This window comes from Sphingomonas sp. OK281, assembly GCF_900115295.1.
Lineage (GTDB): Bacteria > Pseudomonadota > Alphaproteobacteria > Sphingomonadales > Sphingomonadaceae > Sphingomonas.
This window is the reverse complement of the sequence record NZ_FOVZ01000002.1, coordinates 523,614-541,537: the sequence shown is the minus strand read 5'-3', so window position 1 is coordinate 541,537 and position 17,924 is coordinate 523,614. Positions and strand designations below refer to the sequence as shown.

The 17,924-nt window shown below is 63.1% G+C and carries 14 protein-coding genes; 7 read left to right on the top strand and 7 right to left on the bottom strand.

Annotation, left to right across the window (positions count from 1 at the left end):
• Positions 1-367 precede the first annotated feature (367 nt).
• Positions 368-2,287, top strand: a complete 1,920-nt coding sequence (locus BM244_RS08655) for a ribonucleoside-diphosphate reductase subunit alpha (protein WP_093398544.1) — start codon at positions 368-370, stop codon at positions 2,285-2,287.
• Between the two features lie 139 nt (positions 2,288-2,426).
• Here BM244_RS08655 and BM244_RS08650 read toward each other — a convergent pair whose 3' ends face one another.
• The gene (locus BM244_RS08650) at positions 2,427-2,687 is read right to left on the bottom strand and encodes a DUF2171 domain-containing protein (RefSeq protein ID WP_093398543.1); all 261 of its coding nucleotides are present in this window, start codon (positions 2,685-2,687) and stop codon (positions 2,427-2,429) included.
• A 71-nt stretch (positions 2,688-2,758) separates the two neighbouring features.
• Between BM244_RS08650 and BM244_RS08645 the strand changes: the two genes are divergently transcribed.
• Genes BM244_RS08645 through BM244_RS22625 form a run of 4 tightly spaced genes read left to right on the top strand, consistent with a single transcriptional unit; the run spans position 2,759 to position 5,665 of the window.
• Positions 2,759-2,962: a hypothetical protein gene (locus tag BM244_RS08645; protein WP_093398542.1), complete on the top strand. Its 204-nt coding sequence runs from the start codon at positions 2,759-2,761 to the stop codon at positions 2,960-2,962.
• Complete coding sequence (locus tag BM244_RS08640) at positions 2,959-3,147, top strand: hypothetical protein (RefSeq protein WP_060527255.1); 189 nt, start codon at positions 2,959-2,961, stop codon at positions 3,145-3,147. Before BM244_RS08645 ends, BM244_RS08640 begins: the two co-directional genes overlap by 4 nt.
• A 14-nt stretch (positions 3,148-3,161) precedes the next feature.
• Positions 3,162-4,214, top strand: coding sequence for a ribonucleotide-diphosphate reductase subunit beta (locus BM244_RS08635; protein WP_056484648.1), 1,053 nt, complete (start codon positions 3,162-3,164; stop codon positions 4,212-4,214).
• A 5-nt stretch (positions 4,215-4,219) separates the two neighbouring features.
• On the top strand, positions 4,220-5,665 hold the full coding sequence (locus tag BM244_RS22625) for a P-loop ATPase, Sll1717 family (protein WP_139226894.1): 1,446 nt from the start codon (positions 4,220-4,222) through the stop codon (positions 5,663-5,665).
• Between the two features lie 343 nt (positions 5,666-6,008).
• Here BM244_RS22625 and BM244_RS08625 read toward each other — a convergent pair whose 3' ends face one another.
• From BM244_RS08625 to BM244_RS08615, 3 genes are all read right to left on the bottom strand, one after another.
• Positions 6,009-8,609 (bottom strand): PAS domain-containing protein, encoded by a 2,601-nt coding sequence (locus tag BM244_RS08625; RefSeq protein WP_254784356.1) that lies wholly within the window; start codon positions 8,607-8,609, stop codon positions 6,009-6,011.
• 168 nt (positions 8,610-8,777) lie between these two features.
• Positions 8,778-8,999 carry a hypothetical protein gene (locus tag BM244_RS08620; RefSeq protein WP_093398540.1) on the bottom strand — a complete coding sequence of 74 codons (222 nt, stop codon included), beginning with the start codon at positions 8,997-8,999 and terminating at the stop codon, positions 8,778-8,780.
• The gene (locus BM244_RS08615; protein ID WP_093398539.1) at positions 8,996-9,322 is read right to left on the bottom strand and encodes a hypothetical protein; all 327 of its coding nucleotides are present in this window, start codon (positions 9,320-9,322) and stop codon (positions 8,996-8,998) included. The genes BM244_RS08620 and BM244_RS08615 overlap by 4 nt, the downstream gene beginning before the upstream one ends.
• A 273-nt stretch (positions 9,323-9,595) precedes the next feature.
• On the opposite strand from BM244_RS08615, the gene bamA reads away from it, so the two are divergent.
• Positions 9,596-12,187 carry an outer membrane protein assembly factor BamA gene (gene bamA / locus BM244_RS08610; protein ID WP_093398538.1) on the top strand — a complete coding sequence of 864 codons (2,592 nt, stop codon included), beginning with the start codon at positions 9,596-9,598 and terminating at the stop codon, positions 12,185-12,187.
• Positions 12,188-12,284: 97 nt separating this feature from the next.
• On the opposite strand, the gene BM244_RS08605 is transcribed toward bamA, so the two are convergent.
• A complete protein-coding gene (locus BM244_RS08605) occupies positions 12,285-14,654 on the bottom strand; it encodes a TonB-dependent receptor (RefSeq protein WP_254784355.1) in 2,370 nt (789 codons plus the stop codon).
• Between the two features lie 262 nt (positions 14,655-14,916).
• Positions 14,917-15,786, bottom strand: a complete 870-nt coding sequence (locus tag BM244_RS08600; RefSeq protein WP_093398537.1) for a 3-hydroxyacyl-CoA dehydrogenase NAD-binding domain-containing protein — start codon at positions 15,784-15,786, stop codon at positions 14,917-14,919.
• 71 nt (positions 15,787-15,857) lie between these two features.
• On the opposite strand from BM244_RS08600, the gene BM244_RS08595 reads away from it, so the two are divergent.
• On the top strand, positions 15,858-17,000 hold the full coding sequence (locus tag BM244_RS08595; RefSeq protein ID WP_093398536.1) for a DUF1176 domain-containing protein: 1,143 nt from the start codon (positions 15,858-15,860) through the stop codon (positions 16,998-17,000).
• 143 nt (positions 17,001-17,143) lie between these two features.
• Here the strand turns inward: BM244_RS08595 and BM244_RS08590 are convergent, their stop codons facing one another.
• Entirely contained in the window at positions 17,144-17,614 is a 471-nt protein-coding gene (locus BM244_RS08590; protein WP_093398535.1) for a hypothetical protein, read from the bottom strand.
• Between the last annotated feature and the right edge of the window lie 310 nt (positions 17,615-17,924).

Genomic DNA, 17,924 nt, shown 5'->3' with positions numbered 1-17,924 from the left:
CCTTCCACCCCGAAATAATTTTTCGTTCCCGCTTCGCCCCCTTGCGCTTCGCGAACCCCGCAGAACTCCACGCGTCGCGAATATGCCGGTCGGCCAACCCGCGCCCGAACGCGACGAACCGAGCCCCCGACCACCCCCGCCCCCCCTTGCGTCTCTTCGCGCTTTGGCACAATCTCTTGGGGTTGCGTTCGGGGGCGGACCCAATCGCTGGTAGAACAACCCTCGCATAGCCATATGCGATATGACCGTAAGCGCGCCTTCCACCGCCGCGATGGTCACTTTTTGTTCTCCCGTTAGGGGCCGTCCGATGGTAGCATGGCGACATGACGCCGATTCGAACGAATACAGAACACTAGGAGCGGTTTCGATGGATTTCAGAGACAGCAGCCGGGATAGCGACATGACCACAGATACGATCGAACAGACCACTGCCACCATCGAAGCCGAGGCTCCGAAGGCCCCCCGCCAGGCGCAGGACAGCCACTCCGTGCGCGCACAGATCTACCCGGTCGAGGTCGATCACAGCCGCGACGCGCTCCTGACCGAATTCGGCAAGGACACGCTCAAGGATCGCTACCTGCTCCCAGGCGAGAGCTACCAGGACCTGTTCGTCCGCGTCGCGTCGGCCTATGCCGATGACGCCGGCCACGCGCAGCGCCTCTACGACGCGATCTCGAAGCTCTGGTTCATGCCCGCCACCCCCGTTCTCTCGAACGGCGGCACGGGTCGCGGCCTGCCGATCTCGTGCTATCTCAACTCGGTCCCCGACAGCCTCGGCGGGATCGTCGACACTTGGAACGAGAATGTCTGGCTCGCCTCACGCGGCGGCGGCATCGGCACCTATTGGGGCAACGTCCGCGGCATCGGCGAGCCGGTCGGCCTCAACGGCAAGACCAGCGGCATCATCCCGTTCGTCCGCGTCATGGATTCGCTGACGCTCGCGATCAGCCAGGGTTCGCTGCGCCGCGGGTCGGCCGCCGTCTACCTCGACGTCTCGCATCCCGAGATCGAGGAATTCCTCGAAATCCGCAAACCCTCGGGCGATTTCAACCGCAAGGCGCTCAACCTCCACCACGGCGTGCTGATCACCGACGCCTTCATGGAAGCCGTCCGCAACGGTGACGAATGGCACCTTCGCTCGCCGAAGGACCAGGCGATCCGCGCCACCGTCGACGCGCGCTCGCTGTTCCAGAAGCTCGTCGAGACCCGTCTCCAGACCGGCGAGCCGTACATCGTCTTCGCCGATCACGTGAACAAGGCGATGCCGAAGCATCACCGCGAGCTCGGCCTCAAGGTCTCGACCTCGAACCTCTGCTCGGAGATCACGCTGCCGACCGGCAAGGATCACCTCGGCAACGAGCGGACGGCCGTGTGCTGCCTGTCGTCGCTGAACCTCGAGACATGGGATCAGTGGAAGGACGAGAAGGGCCTGATCGAGGACGTCATGCGCTTCCTCGACAACGTCCTGCAGGATTACATCGACCGCCACGAGCCCGGCATGGAACGTGCCGCCTACTCCGCGGGCCGCGAGCGGTCGGTCGGGCTCGGCGTGATGGGCTTCCACTCGTTCCTCCAGGCACGCGGCATCCCGTTCGAGGGCGCGATGGCGAAGTCGTGGAATCTCCGCATGTTCAAGCACATCAGCAGCCAGGCCAACGAAGCCTCGATGCAGCTCGCGATCGAGCGTGGCCCCTGCCCCGACGCCGCCGATGTCGGCGCGATGGAGCGGTTCAGCTGCAAGATGGCGATCGCACCCACGGCTTCGATCTCGATCATCTGCGGCGGCACGTCGGCGTGCATCGAGCCGATCCCGGCGAACATCTACACGCACAAGACGCTGTCGGGCAGCTTCTCGATCAAGAACCCGTATCTCGAAAAGATGCTGAGCGAGAAGTCGAAGAACTCGGACGCGGTGTGGAACTCGATCCTCGAACAGGGCGGCTCGGTCCAGCATCTCGACTTCCTCTCGGTCGAGGAAAAGGACTGCTACAAAACGTCGTTCGAGATCGACCAGCGTTGGCTGCTCGAACTCGCCGCCGATCGCACGCCCTACATCGACCAGGCGCAGTCGCTGAACCTGTTCATCCCGGCGGACGTCGAGAAGTGGGATCTGCTCATGCTCCACTTCCGCGCCTGGGAGCTCGGCATCAAGTCGCTCTATTACCTGCGTTCGAAGTCGGTCCAGCGCGCGGGCTTCGCCGGCGGCGTCGAGGCGGACAACACGATCGACCTGCGCCAGATCGACGTCGAGTCGAAGGATTACGATGAGTGCCTTGCCTGCCAGTAAGGCCTTTCGGCGTTCAAGCGTGACCCCGGCCCGTCAATCACGGACCGGGGGGCGCCTGACGCAAAAAACCCCGGCCCGCGCGAAGCGGACCGGGGTTCGAGCTGGCTATGCGGCGCGTTCGATACGCACCGCAGAGGGCTTATTCCTCTTCTTCGAACGTCACCGCCACGTCGGCGTTGGCGGAAAGCCGGACCTTGCCGTCCTCGATATCCGCGACCAGCCCGAGCGAGATGAAGTGATGATGCCCTTCATGGCTGCCCGTGCCCTCGACGACCTGCGCGCCCGAGTCCTTCTTGGTCAGCTTGATGCGGTTGCCTTCGACCTTGTCGACGGTGCCGACATGGACGCCGTCCGCGCCGATGACTTTGGCATGTTCCTGGATCTGGGTTGCATCGACCATGATCGTTCTCCTGTGGTGAAAGCCCCAATACGGGGTTCGGGTGCTGAACGCGCGCCGCGCGAGTTGGTCGCATGACGTACGGCAGCGCTATCATGTTCGTGGTCGCGGGCGTGCTCGGAATCGTCGGCGTCGCGATGCTGCTCCGTTTGCGCAGCCCGAGCATCTCCGAACCGCAGACCTACGCGTTCCGCATGATCGGCATCATGCTCACCTCGGGCGCGATCGTCCTCGCAATGTCCGCCGCCGCAATGTGGCAGTGGAGCACAGAGACATGACGGTTTCCCTGGATACCGTGCTCGATGCGCTCGCATTGGCAGCGCTCGTCGCGCTGCTGTACGCCTTGACCAAGCCGACTCGTTTCACGCCGTCACAGCGGGATGCCGTGCGCATCGCCGCCTCGACCGCTCTCATCCTCACCGGAACGTTGCACCTCGCGCTACGCTTTCATCTTATCGTCTGACCGGAGCTTACCCCATGTCCCTCCTTCACGCCTCCAAGCAGTACAAGCCGTTCGAATACCCTTGGGCGTTCGAGTTCTGGAAGCGCCAGCAACAGCTCCACTGGCTCCCAGAGGAAGTGCCCCTGGGCGAGGATTGCCGCGATTGGGCGCAGAAGCTCAGCGATCACGAGCGCAACCTGCTCACGCAGATCTTCCGCTTCTTCACGCAGGCCGATGTCGAGGTGCAGGATTGCTACCACGAAAAGTATGGCCGCGTGTTCAAGCCGACCGAGATCAAGATGATGCTGACCTCGTTCAGCAACATGGAGACGGTCCACATCGCCGCCTACAGCCATCTGCTCGACACCATCGGCATGCCCGAGAGCGAGTACGGCGCCTTCCTCGAATATGCCGAGATGAAGGAAAAGCATGATTACATGCAGCAGTTCACCGTCGACAACGACGAGGACATCGCCCGCACGCTGGCCATGTTCGGCGGCTTCACCGAGGGCGTCCAGCTGTTCGCGTCGTTCGCGATGCTGATGAACTTCCCGCGCTTCAACAAGATGAAGGGCATGGGCCAGATCGTCACCTGGTCGATCCGCGACGAGAGCCTCCATTGCGAGGGCATCATCAAGATGTTCCACACCTTCTGTCAGGAGCGCCAGTGCCTGACCAAGGCGGTCAAGGACGACATCGCCGACGTCTGCCAGACGACGATCCGCCTCGAGGACAATTTCATCGACCTCGCCTTCGAGATGGGCCCGGTCAACGGCATGACCCCCAAGGAGATCAAGAAGTACATCCGCTTCATCGCCGACTGGCGCATGACTCAGCTCGGCCTGAAGCCGATCTACATGATCGACGAGCACCCGCTGCCCTGGCTCGCGCCGATGCTCAACGGCGTCGAGCACGCCAACTTCTTCGAACAGCGCGCAACGGAGTATTCGAAGGCCGCAACCAAGGGCCAGTGGAACGACGTCTGGGACTCGTTCGACAAGCGCCAGACCGCGAAGAAGGGGCCGATCGCGAATGTGGACCTGAGCGAAGTCCGGGACATGTTCAGCGACTCGGTCGCGGCGGAGTAGATTAGATGGGTTATCTTTCCGATATTAAGACCTTCGGGGATGTATCAGCAGAAGAAGACGACTCGGTCTTATCGTATTTTCTTAAAACCGATGCAGTTGACGAAATTGAGTCTGGTCAGAAGTTGGTCGTTATTGGACGAAAGGGCTCCGGAAAAACAGCCCTAGCCAAATACTTTGATCATACTACGAAAGAATATGTCACGACATCGGTAAGTCTCAGAACTTACCCATGGAACATGCATGCCGAGCGTCGAAATTTGGGCGCTTCGGAGATAGAAAGTTACGTCAGCTCGTGGCGTTATCTATTGGCAATTAAGGCTACATCTTTAGTATTATCAGCTAAAGGTACTAAGCTTCAAACTGATGCGCAAAGATCGGCGCATCAGTTTTTGCATGACAACTATGGTGGGATAAACCCATCTCTCTCAGACATACTCCGTCCAAAGTCTCTCAAGCTCAAGAAGAGCTCGTTCTCTCCCTCTATTATGGGAAATAAGATCGGAAGTGTTGATTTTGAAACCGACTCAGGTGGAGTATCGTCGGAACTTGATGCCCTGACCGACGTAATTATGAACAACGTTCTGACGATATGTTCACAAACCGGGGTAAAAAAGCTGTTTTTGCATATTGACGAGCTAGATCAAGGCCTTTCTACTCTAGATGATCAAAGAAGTCAGATGATAATCGGCCTCATTTTAGCCGGCCGGACAATTAGGTCCGTCTCGTTTAATGAGGCTCGCATCCACCCAATAATCTATGTTCGCTCAGACATATGGGACGAGTTACGATTTTCTGACAAAAATAAGGTTTCTCAGTCGTCTGCCGTATACTTAGAGCGGAATGCCGACTCGCTTAAGGAGATGATCAACGAGAGAATCCGAGTAAAGCTAGGCAATGGCATTTTCTGGGAAGACATTGAAGATGGCTACCTCATGCGCGGCTCACAAAGCAAATGGAGCCATATAATATCTCGAACTTTTCTTCGGCCTCGAGATATAATACAGTTCTTAAACTACGCACTATCAAAAGCACTTAAAGAACTTCCCAATGCAGACGGCTTCGATAATACTGACATTCAGACTGCTCGCGAACCGTATTCGCGTTATCTGAAGCAGGAATTAGACGATGAGATCGGGCCTCACTGGGATCGCTGGTCTGAAGCATTGCAAGCCTGCTCCGATGTTGCAACGGTGACGTTGTCTAGGGACGACTTTGAAAAGGCTTATCACAAGAAAAAATCTTCTCGTAACAAAGTAAGCGCGAGCGAGGCTCTAGAACTACTCTATCAGTTTTCGGTTATTGGATATCGTAAGGGAATAGGAACCGGTGGTAGCGGCTGGGTATTTCAATATACTGACCCCGATGCCGGTTGGGACAGTGGCGCTACGCGACTTAAGGTTCATCCCGGACTAAAGGAATTTGCAAAACTTCGCGAAGAGCGTGCAGTTTAGCAATTACTGTGAACTTTAATTTAATCCCAATATCTTTAGATATATCGCTCGAATTCGGCCCGGTGCCTTCTTCCGTTTTTGAAAACACAGCAGTGCTTGGCGAGACGGAATTGAGCATTAGGGCGTTGAGATGTCGGCGACGCGTATCTAGGTACACGCCATCCGGAACGTGTCGTCGCCGACCATGCAGTCAATCCGCTTAGCGTGGCTGCAGATCGTGAAGCGCGCGACGACCGCCTTGCCGCCCAGGAGGCAGGACGCCATTGCGCTGGCAATGCCCGCCGCGGCTGCCGACACCTCTCCCGACCACAGCGAAAACCGCCGAACCTTAACCCCAGCCCCCCTACCCAGCAACCTTGCGCAGCACCCGCGACAATTGCTCCACTGAATACGGCTTGTGCAGCAGCTCGAACCCGTGCGTGCCGTCCTGCGCCAGCACGTTGCTGTACCCCGAGGTCAGCACCACCGGCAGGTCGGGATAGCGCGCGCGGATCGCCTTGCCGAGCTCGATCCCGTTCATCCCCGGCATCACCACGTCCGAAAACACGATGTCGAACCGCGCCGCATCGCGGTCCAGCTCGGCCAGCGCGTCCTGCGCATTCGCCGCCCACACCGTCAGATACCCGAGTTCCGCCAGCGACTGGGTCGTGAACGTGCCCACCTCGCTATTGTCCTCGACCACCAGCACGCACGTCCCGTGCCCGTCCGCCAGGCTCTCGAGCGTGTCGTCGTCCGCAGCCGAGACGCCCTCCTCCACTTCCGGCAGGTACAGCGTGAAGGTCGTGCCTTCGCCCAGCACGCTCTCAACGACGATATCGCCGCCCGATTGCTTGGCGAAGCCGAACACCTGGCTCAGCCCCAGCCCGGTACCCTGGCCGACGCCCTTGGTGGTGAAGAACGGCTCGAAGATCCGCTCCAGCTTGTCGGCGGCGATCCCAGAGCCCGTATCGCGCATCGCGATCGCGACGAAACGCCCCTCGACCGCGGGGTGCGATCGCACCGCGGGAATGAACGATGCGGTCCGCACGGCGATGTCGATCCGCCCGGCGCCATCCATCGCATCGCGCGCGTTGACCGCCATGTTGACCAGCGCGGTGTCGAGCTGGCTCGGATCGACGCTGGTGAAGCACGGCGTTTCCGGCACGTCGATGCCGATGACGATCCGCGATCCGGTCAGCGTCCCCAGCATGTCGGCGATGACCTGAAGGCTGTGCCCGACATCGATCACTTCCGGCTGCAACGCCTGCCGCCGCGCGAACGCAAGCAACTGCCCCGTCAGCTTCGCCGCGCGGTCGGCGGTATCGGAGATCGCATCGATATACCGCTCGCGTCGCTCAGCACTCAGGTCGGGCCGCTTCAACAGGTCGGTCGCCGAACGGATCACCGTCAGCAGATTGTTGAAATCATGCGCGACGCCGCCGGTCAGCTGGCCGACCGCCTCCATCTTCTGCGACTGCCGCAGTGCGTCCTCGGCATGATTGAGTTCATTGGTCCGCGCCGCCACCTGTTGCTCGAGCGATTCGGCCAAGGTCGCCAGCGCCTGTTCGGTACGCCGCCGTTCGGATGCGATGCGGGTGCGGTCGGCGGCCTCGCGCACGAACGCCACTTCGTCCGGGCGCCAGCGCCGCGCCCCCGCATCGGCCAGGTACAGCATCGCCACCAGCTGGCCGTTTTCCATGACCGGCACGTTGATGATCGCGCGTGCATCCAGCTCCACGAGTGCTTCGCCGGTGTCGCGGGTCCGCGGATCGGTCCGCGAATCCTCGATGCACACTTCGTCGCCACGTTTCAGGTCGTCGACATAGGTTCCCAGGTCGCGGAGTGCGAAGCTGCCGGAGAGAGGCTCGACGCCGGGCGCGCTCCAGTCCCGAACGATCCGGATCGTCTCGCTGTCGGCGTCGACTTCGCCGTAACCCGCCCGGCTGACGTCGATCGTCCGCCCGATGATCCGCGCAGCCTCGAACGAGAGGTCGTTCGCGTCCTCGGTATCGCGGAACACGTCGCCCAGTTCGACCAGCGCGGTGCGCGTGATCTCGGTGCGACGCTGGTCGGTGATGTCGGTCGACACCCCCGCGATCCGCAAGGCCGTTCCCTCGGCACTGAAGAAGGGCTGCCCGCGCGATCCGATCCAGCGCATCTCGCCGTCGGGACGATAAATCCGGTACACGACGTCGTAGTCGGTGCCCTCGTCGACGCAGCGCCGGACTTCAAGGACGCTCTTCTCCCGGTCGTCGGGATGAATAGCCTGAAGCCGATCCTCATAGGTGAAGGGCTGGTCAACCGGCCTGCCGAAGATCTCCTTGCACGTTTCGGACGCGGTCAGCCGCCTGGTCGCGATCTCCAGGCTCCACGTCCCGAACCGCGCGGCGCGCAGCGTAAACGCCAGCTCGCGCTCCTGCTCCTGTTGCAGCCGCAGGCGATCGGTCAGCTCGGCCATCAGCGACGCGTTGCTCGATTCCAGCCCCTTCAGCCGCTCGCGCTCGATCGTCACGTCGACCTGGCTGGCGAAGAAATAGGCGAGCACGCCTTCGGTATCGAACACCGGCGCCAGCAGCAGCCGGTTCCAGAACGTCTCGCCGTCCTTGCGGTGGTTCCGGATATCGATCTCGATCGATTCGACGCGGCGCACGGCCTCGCGGATCAGGGCGACGGTGTCCCGATCGGTCTCGGGCCCCTGCAGGAATCGACAATTGCGCCCGAGGATGTCCTCGCGGTCATACCCGCTCAGCCGACAAAAGGCGTCGTTCGCGAACACGACCGGGTTGTCGGGCAATCGCGGGTTGGTGATGATCATCGGCATCCGCGTCGCACGCACCGCGGCGACGAACGGGTCAGTCCCGACGTCCTGCCCGATCACCTGGGCGGCAATGCGCTCCGCGTCGGCGGTTATCGCTCCCGGACTGGGCGGCGCGCGCTCGACGGCGCCGTCTGTGCTCTCGGTCAAGGCCGTCTACTCGTCAATCCGGGCTAAGTGACTGACATCTAATAACCGGGTTGGCTTACTGCAACGTTACGACCGAAACATCCGTCCGAATGCCGGTATTCGCTTCGGTCGCGCTGCCGGAGCGTCGCGGCCCGACGCATCCGACTTTGACTGCGACCTTCGCGAAACCTAGATCGTCCGCACCGCAAAGATGATCCGCCGCACGCGGATCCGGGGCAGCGCAGCCGCGATCCGGACGATTCGGCTCGCCAGCACCCGCCCCGACACCATGATCGGATCGAACCGCACGGTCTGGTGGATCGATCCATAGGCGACGATGGTGGCCAGCGGAGCCATCCGCGTGCCGGTTGCCGGCCGCGGTCCTCCGATGCCGTTCGCGGGCGCGCTCATTGAAACGTCGCCCCGCCCGCCATCGCCTTCGACGGGCTCAATCCCTGCTGCTCCAGGAACTGGTTGAGGCCCGCCACCAGGTCCTGCGCGGCACCGCTGGTCAGCGCGATCCGGCCGACGACGACCCGGTCGACGGCGGGCGGCTGGCGGCTATGGTCGCATCGCGCGCTTTCCAGCGTCAGCACGATCACGCCGCTCAAATTGGCGAGTCCTGCAAAACCGGTCGCGAAGATCTCGGGCGCGAACGGGTTGTCGATGATCGGCGGCGAGGCGGCGGGGCGGATGGGTTCGGGTGCCGGGACACCCTTGATGGCAACGCGCATGATGGCCTTTCACTCATGCAGGCGGGGCATCGACCTGCATGAGGCTCACTATCCGCGCCGAATGTCCCGGGCATGTCCTCCACCGTGCCGGCGGACATGATTGCGACATGCGGCGACATACGCTGACATGCGTTGCCGGGGTGCGTGCGATCGCGCCGCGCGCGCCGCGCCGATGTGTTGGCGTGTTGCAGTCCTGCGATCTCCCGACACATCGGAACATCCCGGGGAAACATGCCCCCCACAGCGCCGCGGTTCACCCCCGGAGACGCAGGCATGAAGTTCGATTTAGGCGCCGGTTCGCTGGCATTGGTCATAGCCGGGACGATGGTCACGCCAGCTGCGGCACAGGTCCCGCTAGCGCCACCCGCCGTTCCCGCCGTTCCCGCTACCCGCACGATCAAGACCCTCCGCGTCGAGGGTTCGCAGCGGATCGAGCCCGAGACGGTGCTGAGCTACACCAAGCTGCGGGTCGGCGCGCCCTATTCGGCGGAGACGCTCGACCAGGCGCTGAAGGATCTGCAGGCGAGCGACCTGTTCGCGGATTACTCGATCGCCGGCGTCGCGGATGGCAACATCGTGCTCCGCGTGCGCGAGAACCCGATCGTCAACCGCGTCCTGATCGAGGGCAACAAGGCGCTGAAGAGCGACAAGATCACCAAGGAGATCAAGCTCGCCCCGCGCCAGATCTTCACCCGCACCGCAGTTCGCCAGGATATCGCGCGGATCATCGAGCTCTACCGGCGCCAAGGCCGGTTCGCCGCGGTGATCGATCCCAAGATGGTCAGTCTCGACCAGAACCGCGTCGATGTCGTGTTCGAGGTCAGCGAAGGTCCCAAGTCAAAGGTCCGCCAGATCAACATTCTCGGCAACACCGTCTTTTCGCAGGATCAGATCCGCGCGCAGATGGCGACCAAGCAGGCGCGCTTCAAACGGCTGCTGTCGTCGGCGACCAGCTACGATCAGGATCGGCTGAGCTACGACCAGCAGAAGCTTCGCCAATTCTACCTGACGCAAGGCTATGCCGATTTCCGCGTCACCTCCGCGGTGGCCGAACTGACGCCGGACAAGAAGGACTTCATCATCACCTATGTGGTGGAGGAGGGGAAACGCTATAAATTCGGCGACGTCAGCGTCGACAGCCAGATCCGCGATTTCGACAGCAAGAAGCTCGCTGCGACGCTGCCGCTCAAGAAGGGCGACTGGTACAACGCCAAGCTCGTCGAGGATTCGGTCGACAATCTCAGCCAGACCGCGGGCCTGTTCGGCTACGCCTTTTCCGAAGTGAACCCGGAGTTCGCCAAGGACGCCGACACGCTGACGATGGGGATCAACTTCAACATCGCCGAGGCCAAGCGCACCTATGTCGAGCGGGTCGAGATCAACGGCAACACGCAGACCAAGGACAAGGTCGTCCGCCGCGAGATCCGCCTAGCCGAAGGCGATGCGTTCAACAGCTTCCAGGTCAAGCGCTCGGAGGACCGGATCAACTCGCTCGGCTATTTCCAGGACAAGATGACGATCAAGCAGCTGCCGGGCTCCGCGCCCGACCGCGTGATCCTCGAGACCAACCTCGAGGAGAAGGCGAGCGGCGAGCTCCAGCTGTCGGCGGGCTATTCGAGCCTCGAGAGCTTCATCGCTTCGGCCAGCATCACCCAGCGCAACTTCCGCGGCATGGGGCAGGAGCTGCGCGCCAACGTCAGCGTGTCGAGCTATTCGAAATCGGTCAATCTTGGCTTCACCGAGCCCTATCTGTTCGACACCAACATCGCGCTCGGTGGCGACGTCTTTCGCCGCGACTACAGCTCGTACAGCACCACCGGCGACAGCGACGACACCACCTACGAACAGATTTCGACCGGCTTCCAGATCCGCGCCGCGGTGCCGCTCACCGAATATTGGTCCGCCACCGCACGCTACGGACTGTCCTACGATCAGGTCACGCTCGACCAGGACACCTATTACACCAACGGCGTCTGCGATCCGGGGATCGCCGGCACGTATCTGTGCGACGCGGTCGGCAATCGCTGGACCTCGTCGATCGGCTATTCGCTGGTGTACGACAACACCAACAGCCGCCTGCGCCCGACCAAGGGCAGCAAGTTCAGCGTCAGCCAGGATTTCGCCGGGCTCGGCGGCGACACGAAATACATCCGCAGCACCGCCAACTACACCAAGTACATGGACCTCGGGTCGAGCTTCATCCTGTCGGCGCATGCCGAGGGCGGGTATATCAAGGGTCTCGGCCAGGACGTCCGGCTCACCGACCGCTTCTATCTCGGCGACCCACAGATGCGCGGCTTCGACATTCGCGGCGTCGGCCCGCGCGTGACGCGCACCTATTACGACACCTCGACCGTCCCCGCGACGCTGTCGACCAGCAGCACCTCGAACACCCAGACCGCGCTCGGCGGCACCGCCTATTACCAGGCGCGTCTGGAGCTCGAACTGCCGCTCGGTGCTGGCGCGCGCGAACTCGGCCTGCGCCCGTCGATCTACATGGATGTCGGCGCGGTGTTCGGCGGCAAGACCCCGACGCTGACCGACACCTGCGCGACCGCCAATGCGACCTCGGTCGCCTGCGTCGCCGGCACGCGCCAATACACCAACACGGCGGGCGACCTGCTGTATCTCGACTCGGCGGGTGCCAGCACGACGACCAATACCGGCACGCCCTACACCTACGCGCTCGGCACCTATAAGGAGACCTATTCGGGCAACACCGCCAGCCCGCGCCTGTCGGTCGGCGTCGGCGTCAACTGGACCTCGCCGTTCGGCCCCTTGCGCATCGATCTCGCCAAGGCGTTGCTCAAGGCTCCCGGCGACGACAGCAAACTCATCACCTTCAACGTGGGCGGCCAGTTCTAGCCCGACCGGAGTTACGAATCCGGGTGCCGCATCCGATCTGGATACGAGCACCCGGCGAAAGCAATGTCGGCCGGTCCCGCAGGACCGGCCGACCGGATCAGAACTTCAGCGATCCCTCCAGCCCGAACGTGCGCGGCTCGTTGAAGTTCGCGTAATCGCCCAGCGTCGCCTCGTTCTCGGGCGACCGGCGATAGATGTGCGACTCGTTCAACAGGTTCCGCGACCAAGCCGACACCGTCAGCAGACCGCCGTGGCTCATCGGGATGTCCGCGATCGACAGGCGTCCGTTGACGATGAACGACGAATCGTTCTTCGTCGCATATTGATCGAACGTCTGTGTCGCCTGCGCGTAGTTCGCATCGACATGCGCCTTCAGCGTCAGCGCGCCCAGCGGGTAGGCATAGTCGACCGCGCCGCTCGCGGCATTGCGCGGCGTGAAGACGATGTAGACGGCCTGCAGCGCATCGTCCTTGAACGGGTTCGCGGTCGGCGGCACCTTGGTATAGGTATAGGCATAGGATGCGGTCAGCGTGAGGCGGTCGACCGGGTTGACGCTGACATCCGCCTCGACGCCGCGGATCTTGGTGATGCCGGGCGCATTCACCGTCTCCAGCACGTTCACGTTCGATCCGTTCGAGACATAGATCGCGTTGAAGTCGATCTGGCTGTTCTTGCGGTCCATGATGTAGCCGGCAAGATTGAAGCGGACCTTGTTGTCGAGGAACTGCGACTTCAGGCCGACCTCGTACGACTTGACCTCTTCGGGATCGAACGTGCGATAGGTCGGCGACCGCGAACTCGCGCCGCCCGCACGATAGGCGGTCGCGTATTTGGCATACAGGTGGACGTCGGCGCTGGCGTCGTAGGCCAGCGTCGCCATCGGGTTGAACCGGTCCCACGACTTGTCGAAGGTCGATCCGTTGGCGACGTTGCGGAACGTGACCAGCGTGCCGTCCTTGTCGTCGCGCGTATAGCGGCCGCCGACCGTCAGGTGCAGCGCCTCGGCGAGCACGTTCGGGGTATAGGTCGCCTGGCCGTAAGCGGCATAGCTTTTCGAATGCGCGATGCTGGCGCGGTCGATCGATGCGAACGGATTGACGAGCGCGGCCGAGTTGATCGTGTAGCCGGTGCCGTCCGCGTTCCAGATGTTGGAGTTCGGCGTCGCCGCATTGTCGCTCGAGGTTTCGTTGAAATAATACAGCCCGCCGACGTAATCGAGCTGCGCGCCGCTGCCGACCGCCTGCAATTCCTGGCTGAACTGGTGCTGGTTCAGGTTGGCCAGGCTGTAGCGGCTGAACGCCCCCGTCGAGGAATAGACCGGCACGCGGTGGGCGCCGCCGCTATTGTCCCACTGCGTCGCGCTGACCCGGCGCCAGGCGGTGATCGAGCGGAGTTCGAGGCCCGGTGCCACCTCCCATTTCAGATTGGTCGTCGCGCCGGCGGTCTTCGACACGCTCGGCTGCTGCGGTACGCCGATATCGGCCACCGTCATGCGCGTGTCGGAGACCTGGACGATCGACGGGATGGTCGCGGTGCCGGTATAGTTGACCAGCTGGCTGTAATAGGGCGTGCTCGCATCATAGCCGGCGTCGAGCGCGAAATCGGCGGTAAAGTTGCTGGCCGGTTCCCAGCGGACCGCGACGCGCCCGCCGCGACGCTCGTACTGGTTGAAGCCGCTCGCGCCGGCAAGCGGGTTCTTGACGGTCGGGCCGCGCTTCTGGAGCACGCCGTCGACCTTGACGCTGAAATCGCCGAGCTTGTCGAAATCGACATGGATGTCGCCGCTATAGCCGCCATAGTTGCTCAGGCCGCCATTGACGCGGACGCCGAACTTGCCGGTCGGCGCCTTGGTGACGAGGCTCAGCGCGCCGCCTTCGGTGTTGCGACCGAACAGCGTGCCCTGCGGCCCCTTCAGCACCTCGATCCGCTCCAGGTCGAGCAGCGCGACGTTCAGGCCGTGCTGGCGCCCCAGGTACACGCCGTCGATATAGACGCCGACGCCCTGTTCGCGCGCGGGCTGGTTGGCGTCGAGCGGCACGATGCCGCGGATCCCGATCGTCAGCGCGGACTGGCGCGCCTCGAACGTCGTCACCCGCAGCGACGGCACCGCGCCGTCGGCGAGATCGAGCAGGCTCTGGACATGGCGATCCGCGAGGTTCTGCGCGCTCAGCACGGAGATCGCGATCGGCGTCTTCTGCAAATTGGTCTCGCGCTTGGTCGCCGTCACGACGATATCGCCAAGCCCGCCGGATGATCCCTCACCCTGCACCGTGCCCTGGCCAACACCCTGACCAGCACCCTGCCCGTCCGAACTCGCGGCAGGCGTCGCGCCCTCGCCGGTCTTGCCATCCGTCGGCGCGTCCGGCGCCTGCCCGGTTTGTGCATGAGCGGGAATGACGAGCGCGGACATCGCCGCCCCGCCCATCAACACGCAAGCAAGATTACGCAGTCCACCAATGAAACGCATCGAATATAACCCCCCAGAACCCGACGAGATGGTCGGGATATGCTGGGCGGGCTAATACAGATCGAAGGCAGTTTTGTTACGTCATCCCATGTTGCTAAAGATGACAGATTATAGTGTCAAATCACAAATCGCCAATACTTGCGAACATTACCGATCATGACATCACGAACCGAAATATACCTGATTACTCAGGGTCCCGCTGCTCGCCACCGCAGCGGGACCGTCACCCCCCGAGCATATCCTCGGAACGTGCCCGGCTCGCTCACCGCGTAGGCACAGGCTCCGCGCCCGAATAATCGTAGAAGCCGCGCTTGGTCTTCCGCCCGAACCACCCGGCCTCGACATATTTCACCAGCACCGGCGCCGGCCGGAACTTCGGATCGCCCGTCCCCTCGAACAGCACGCGCGTGATCTCCAGGCACGTATCCAACCCGATGAAGTCCGCCAGCGTCAGCGGCCCCATCGGATGGTTCAGCCCGAGCTGGCATGCGAGATCGATGTCCCGCACGCTCGCCACGCCCTCGCCCAGCGCGAAGCACGCCTCGTTGATCATCGGCATCAGCACGCGGTTGACGATGAAGCCCGGCGCGTCGTTCGCGTGCACCACCTGCTTGCCGAGCTTTTCCGCAAACGCCTCGACCGCCGCCACCGTCGCGTCCGACGTCGCCAGGCCCCGGATCAGTTCGATCGGCCGCATCACCGGCACCGGGTTGAAGAAATGCACGCCCATGAACCGCGCCGGATCGGGTGCCGCCTGCGCCAGCCGTGTGATCGGGATCGACGACGTGTTCGACGCCAGGATCGCGTCCGGCCCCAGCACCTTGCCGACCTCGGCGAAGATCGCACGCTTCACCGCCTCGCGCTCGGTCGCCGCCTCGACGACGAGTCCACAGTCGCCCATGTCCGCCACGCTCGCGACCGGCTCGATCAGCGCGAGTGCCGCATCACACGCCTCGCCCGCGATCTTCTCCTTCTCGACCAGCCGGCCAAGTGCCTTGGCGATCCCCGCCTTACCCTTGGTCGCCGCCTCCAGCGACACGTCCGCCAACAGCACGCGGTACCCCGCCTGCGCCGACACCTGCGCGATCCCCGCGCCCATCTGTCCTGCACCAATCACGCCGATCGTCTGCACATCACTCTCCTGATTTGTTGCCCCCTCCCTAGCCGCTTTTCCCCGCGCAGCCAGAGCGCTAGACTGCAACAATGCTGTGCAAACCGATCTTTTCCGCCCTCGCGCCCCTCGCCATACTGCCGCTCGCAGCCTGTTCGCCGAGCCAGCCCGCACCCCAGCCCAAGGCGGAGACGGCGCCAAAGACCGAGCCAGCCCCCGCCGCGCCGACGACACCCCAGCCGACCCCCGCCGCCGACTCGCACACGCCCCCAAAGCCGGGCGCGCTGAAGACCTTCACCGACTGGACCGTCGGCTGCGACAACACGCTGCGCTGCACGCTCGGCTCGCTCCTTCCCGAGGCGGGCGGCGAGAGCATGATCACGCTCAACCTCACGCGCGAGCCCGGCCCGGTGGCAAGCGGCGGCGGCAAGATCGCGCTGGCGCTGGACACCCGCAACGACGACGCGGCCACCAAGCGCCCGCCCGCCAGCTTCACGGTCGACGGCAAGCCCATCGCCCTGCGCAATGCCGCCGCGCTAGCCGCGGCGATCGCCAACGCCCAGTCGCTGAAGATCCTCGACGCGAACGGCGCCACGCTCGCCACCGTCTCGCTGAAGGGCGCCGCCGCCGCGCTCCGCTACATCGACGCACGACAAGGCCGCGCCGGCAGCACGGACGCGATCGTCGCCAAGGGCCCCGCCCCCTCGGCCGCTCCCGCGCCCCCGCTCCCGATCATCACCGCGATCGCGCCATCGGGCACCGCTGCAAAGCTCACCGCCGCCCAGGTCGCGACGATGCGCAAACGCGCCACCTGCGATCTCGCCAGCTTCCCCGACGGCGCCGGCGAGTCGATCACCACCCCCGAGACGCACGCGCTGGGCGGCGGCAAGTCGCTCGTCATCCTCCCCTGCTCGACCGGCGCCTACAACCTGATCGGCGCACTCTTCATCGTCGATGGCGCGAGCATCACCCCAGCCCAACTCGACGCCCCCGCAGGCTTCGAAGCGACCGGCGCCGACACCGGCACCCCCGTAAAGAGCGTCATCAACGGCACGTTCGAGGACGGCATCCTCACCAGCTACGCCAAGGGCCGCGGCCTCGGCGACTGCGGCTCCCGCCAGGGCTTCGTCTGGGACACCACCCGCTTCCGCCTCTCCGAACAAGCCGACATGAGCGAATGCCGCGGCAACACCGACTACATCACCACCTGGCGCGCCAAGGTCATACGCCCCTAACCTTCCCCCTCCCCTTCAGGGAGGGTCGGGGTGGGGCCATCCAACAATAGCTAAATGGCTGATTAGGAGAGAAAAGCGGACGTTTGCGGTAGTCGGAAGTGCGCGTTGCTTGCTCGTGCAGGACGCACCGATGCGCTGCGCATTTATGGCGAGCGATGATCGAACAAGCGCGTTACATAACTGAATAGGGCGGTTGCCGCCTCGGCTCGGCATCTGTCTTGCGCTGATGTTTGCGTGACGCGACCATCGGTCAGCATCAACGCCATCGGGCCCACCGCGTTACTGGTGACGATATCGTCGCCGGGACTCTTCCTGGCCTCACACTCTTTGTCACTCAGTCCGCTTTTGAACGCCTGCTCGGCAAGCGCGCGTGTCATCCGCAGGTTCTCGCCCGCCAATCGTCCTCGCCGTGCAACAGGTTGCGGTCTCGCCTCGGGCCAGCCCTCGGTTGGCGGCGTTACGACATAGCTGCCGGTCAATAGGTTGAGCACCAGGTTCTGCGATGGCGTCCACTCGGATAGATCGACACTCGCCCGCAATTCCGTTTGCGCCTTCGCCTCACCCCCGGTGACGAGAGTGGACACCAGCATAGCGACGGAAAGGACCAACCGCATTTCAGTTCTCCAGCCTACGGCGCCCTTGCAATCTAGGACAGCATCACCCCGCCGCCAACATCACGATACAAGCCGGCCGAGGGTTGCTTCAAGACAAGCAGGATCAGCCGGGTGCATGCGAGCGCTGCGAACACTGCGACGTCCGCCTCCGGGCGCAAGCGGAATGGCGGAAAGGAGAGGAGAGCGGACATTCACAGACGGGACAATTTAGAACCCGATGTTGTCCGTGAATGTCCCTACCACCCCGGCCAAAACTGAAAATCCTACCACAACGGCAACGGCACCCAAGGGCGAAACCGGTGCACCAGCG

What these genes read in the sequence shown, in the direction of transcription:
- BM244_RS08655 (WP_093398544.1), top strand. Translation starts at nt 368, where the DNA reads ATGGATTTCAGAGACAGCAGCCGGGATAGCGACATGACCACAGATACG.
- BM244_RS08650 (WP_093398543.1), bottom strand. Translation starts at nt 2,687, where the DNA reads ATGGTCGATGCAACCCAGATCCAGGAACATGCCAAAGTCATCGGCGCG.
- BM244_RS08645 (WP_093398542.1), top strand. Translation starts at nt 2,759, where the DNA reads ATGACGTACGGCAGCGCTATCATGTTCGTGGTCGCGGGCGTGCTCGGA.
- BM244_RS08640 (WP_060527255.1), top strand. Translation starts at nt 2,959, where the DNA reads ATGACGGTTTCCCTGGATACCGTGCTCGATGCGCTCGCATTGGCAGCG.
- BM244_RS08635 (WP_056484648.1), top strand. Translation starts at nt 3,162, where the DNA reads ATGTCCCTCCTTCACGCCTCCAAGCAGTACAAGCCGTTCGAATACCCT.
- BM244_RS22625 (WP_139226894.1), top strand. Translation starts at nt 4,220, where the DNA reads ATGGGTTATCTTTCCGATATTAAGACCTTCGGGGATGTATCAGCAGAA.
- BM244_RS08620 (WP_093398540.1), bottom strand. Translation starts at nt 8,999, where the DNA reads ATGAGCGCGCCCGCGAACGGCATCGGAGGACCGCGGCCGGCAACCGGC.
- BM244_RS08615 (WP_093398539.1), bottom strand. Translation starts at nt 9,322, where the DNA reads ATGCGCGTTGCCATCAAGGGTGTCCCGGCACCCGAACCCATCCGCCCC.
- bamA (WP_093398538.1), top strand. Translation starts at nt 9,596, where the DNA reads ATGAAGTTCGATTTAGGCGCCGGTTCGCTGGCATTGGTCATAGCCGGG.
- BM244_RS08605 (WP_254784355.1), bottom strand. Translation starts at nt 14,654, where the DNA reads ATGCGTTTCATTGGTGGACTGCGTAATCTTGCTTGCGTGTTGATGGGC.
- BM244_RS08595 (WP_093398536.1), top strand. Translation starts at nt 15,858, where the DNA reads ATGCTGTGCAAACCGATCTTTTCCGCCCTCGCGCCCCTCGCCATACTG.
- BM244_RS08590 (WP_093398535.1), bottom strand. Translation starts at nt 17,614, where the DNA reads ATGCGGTTGGTCCTTTCCGTCGCTATGCTGGTGTCCACTCTCGTCACC.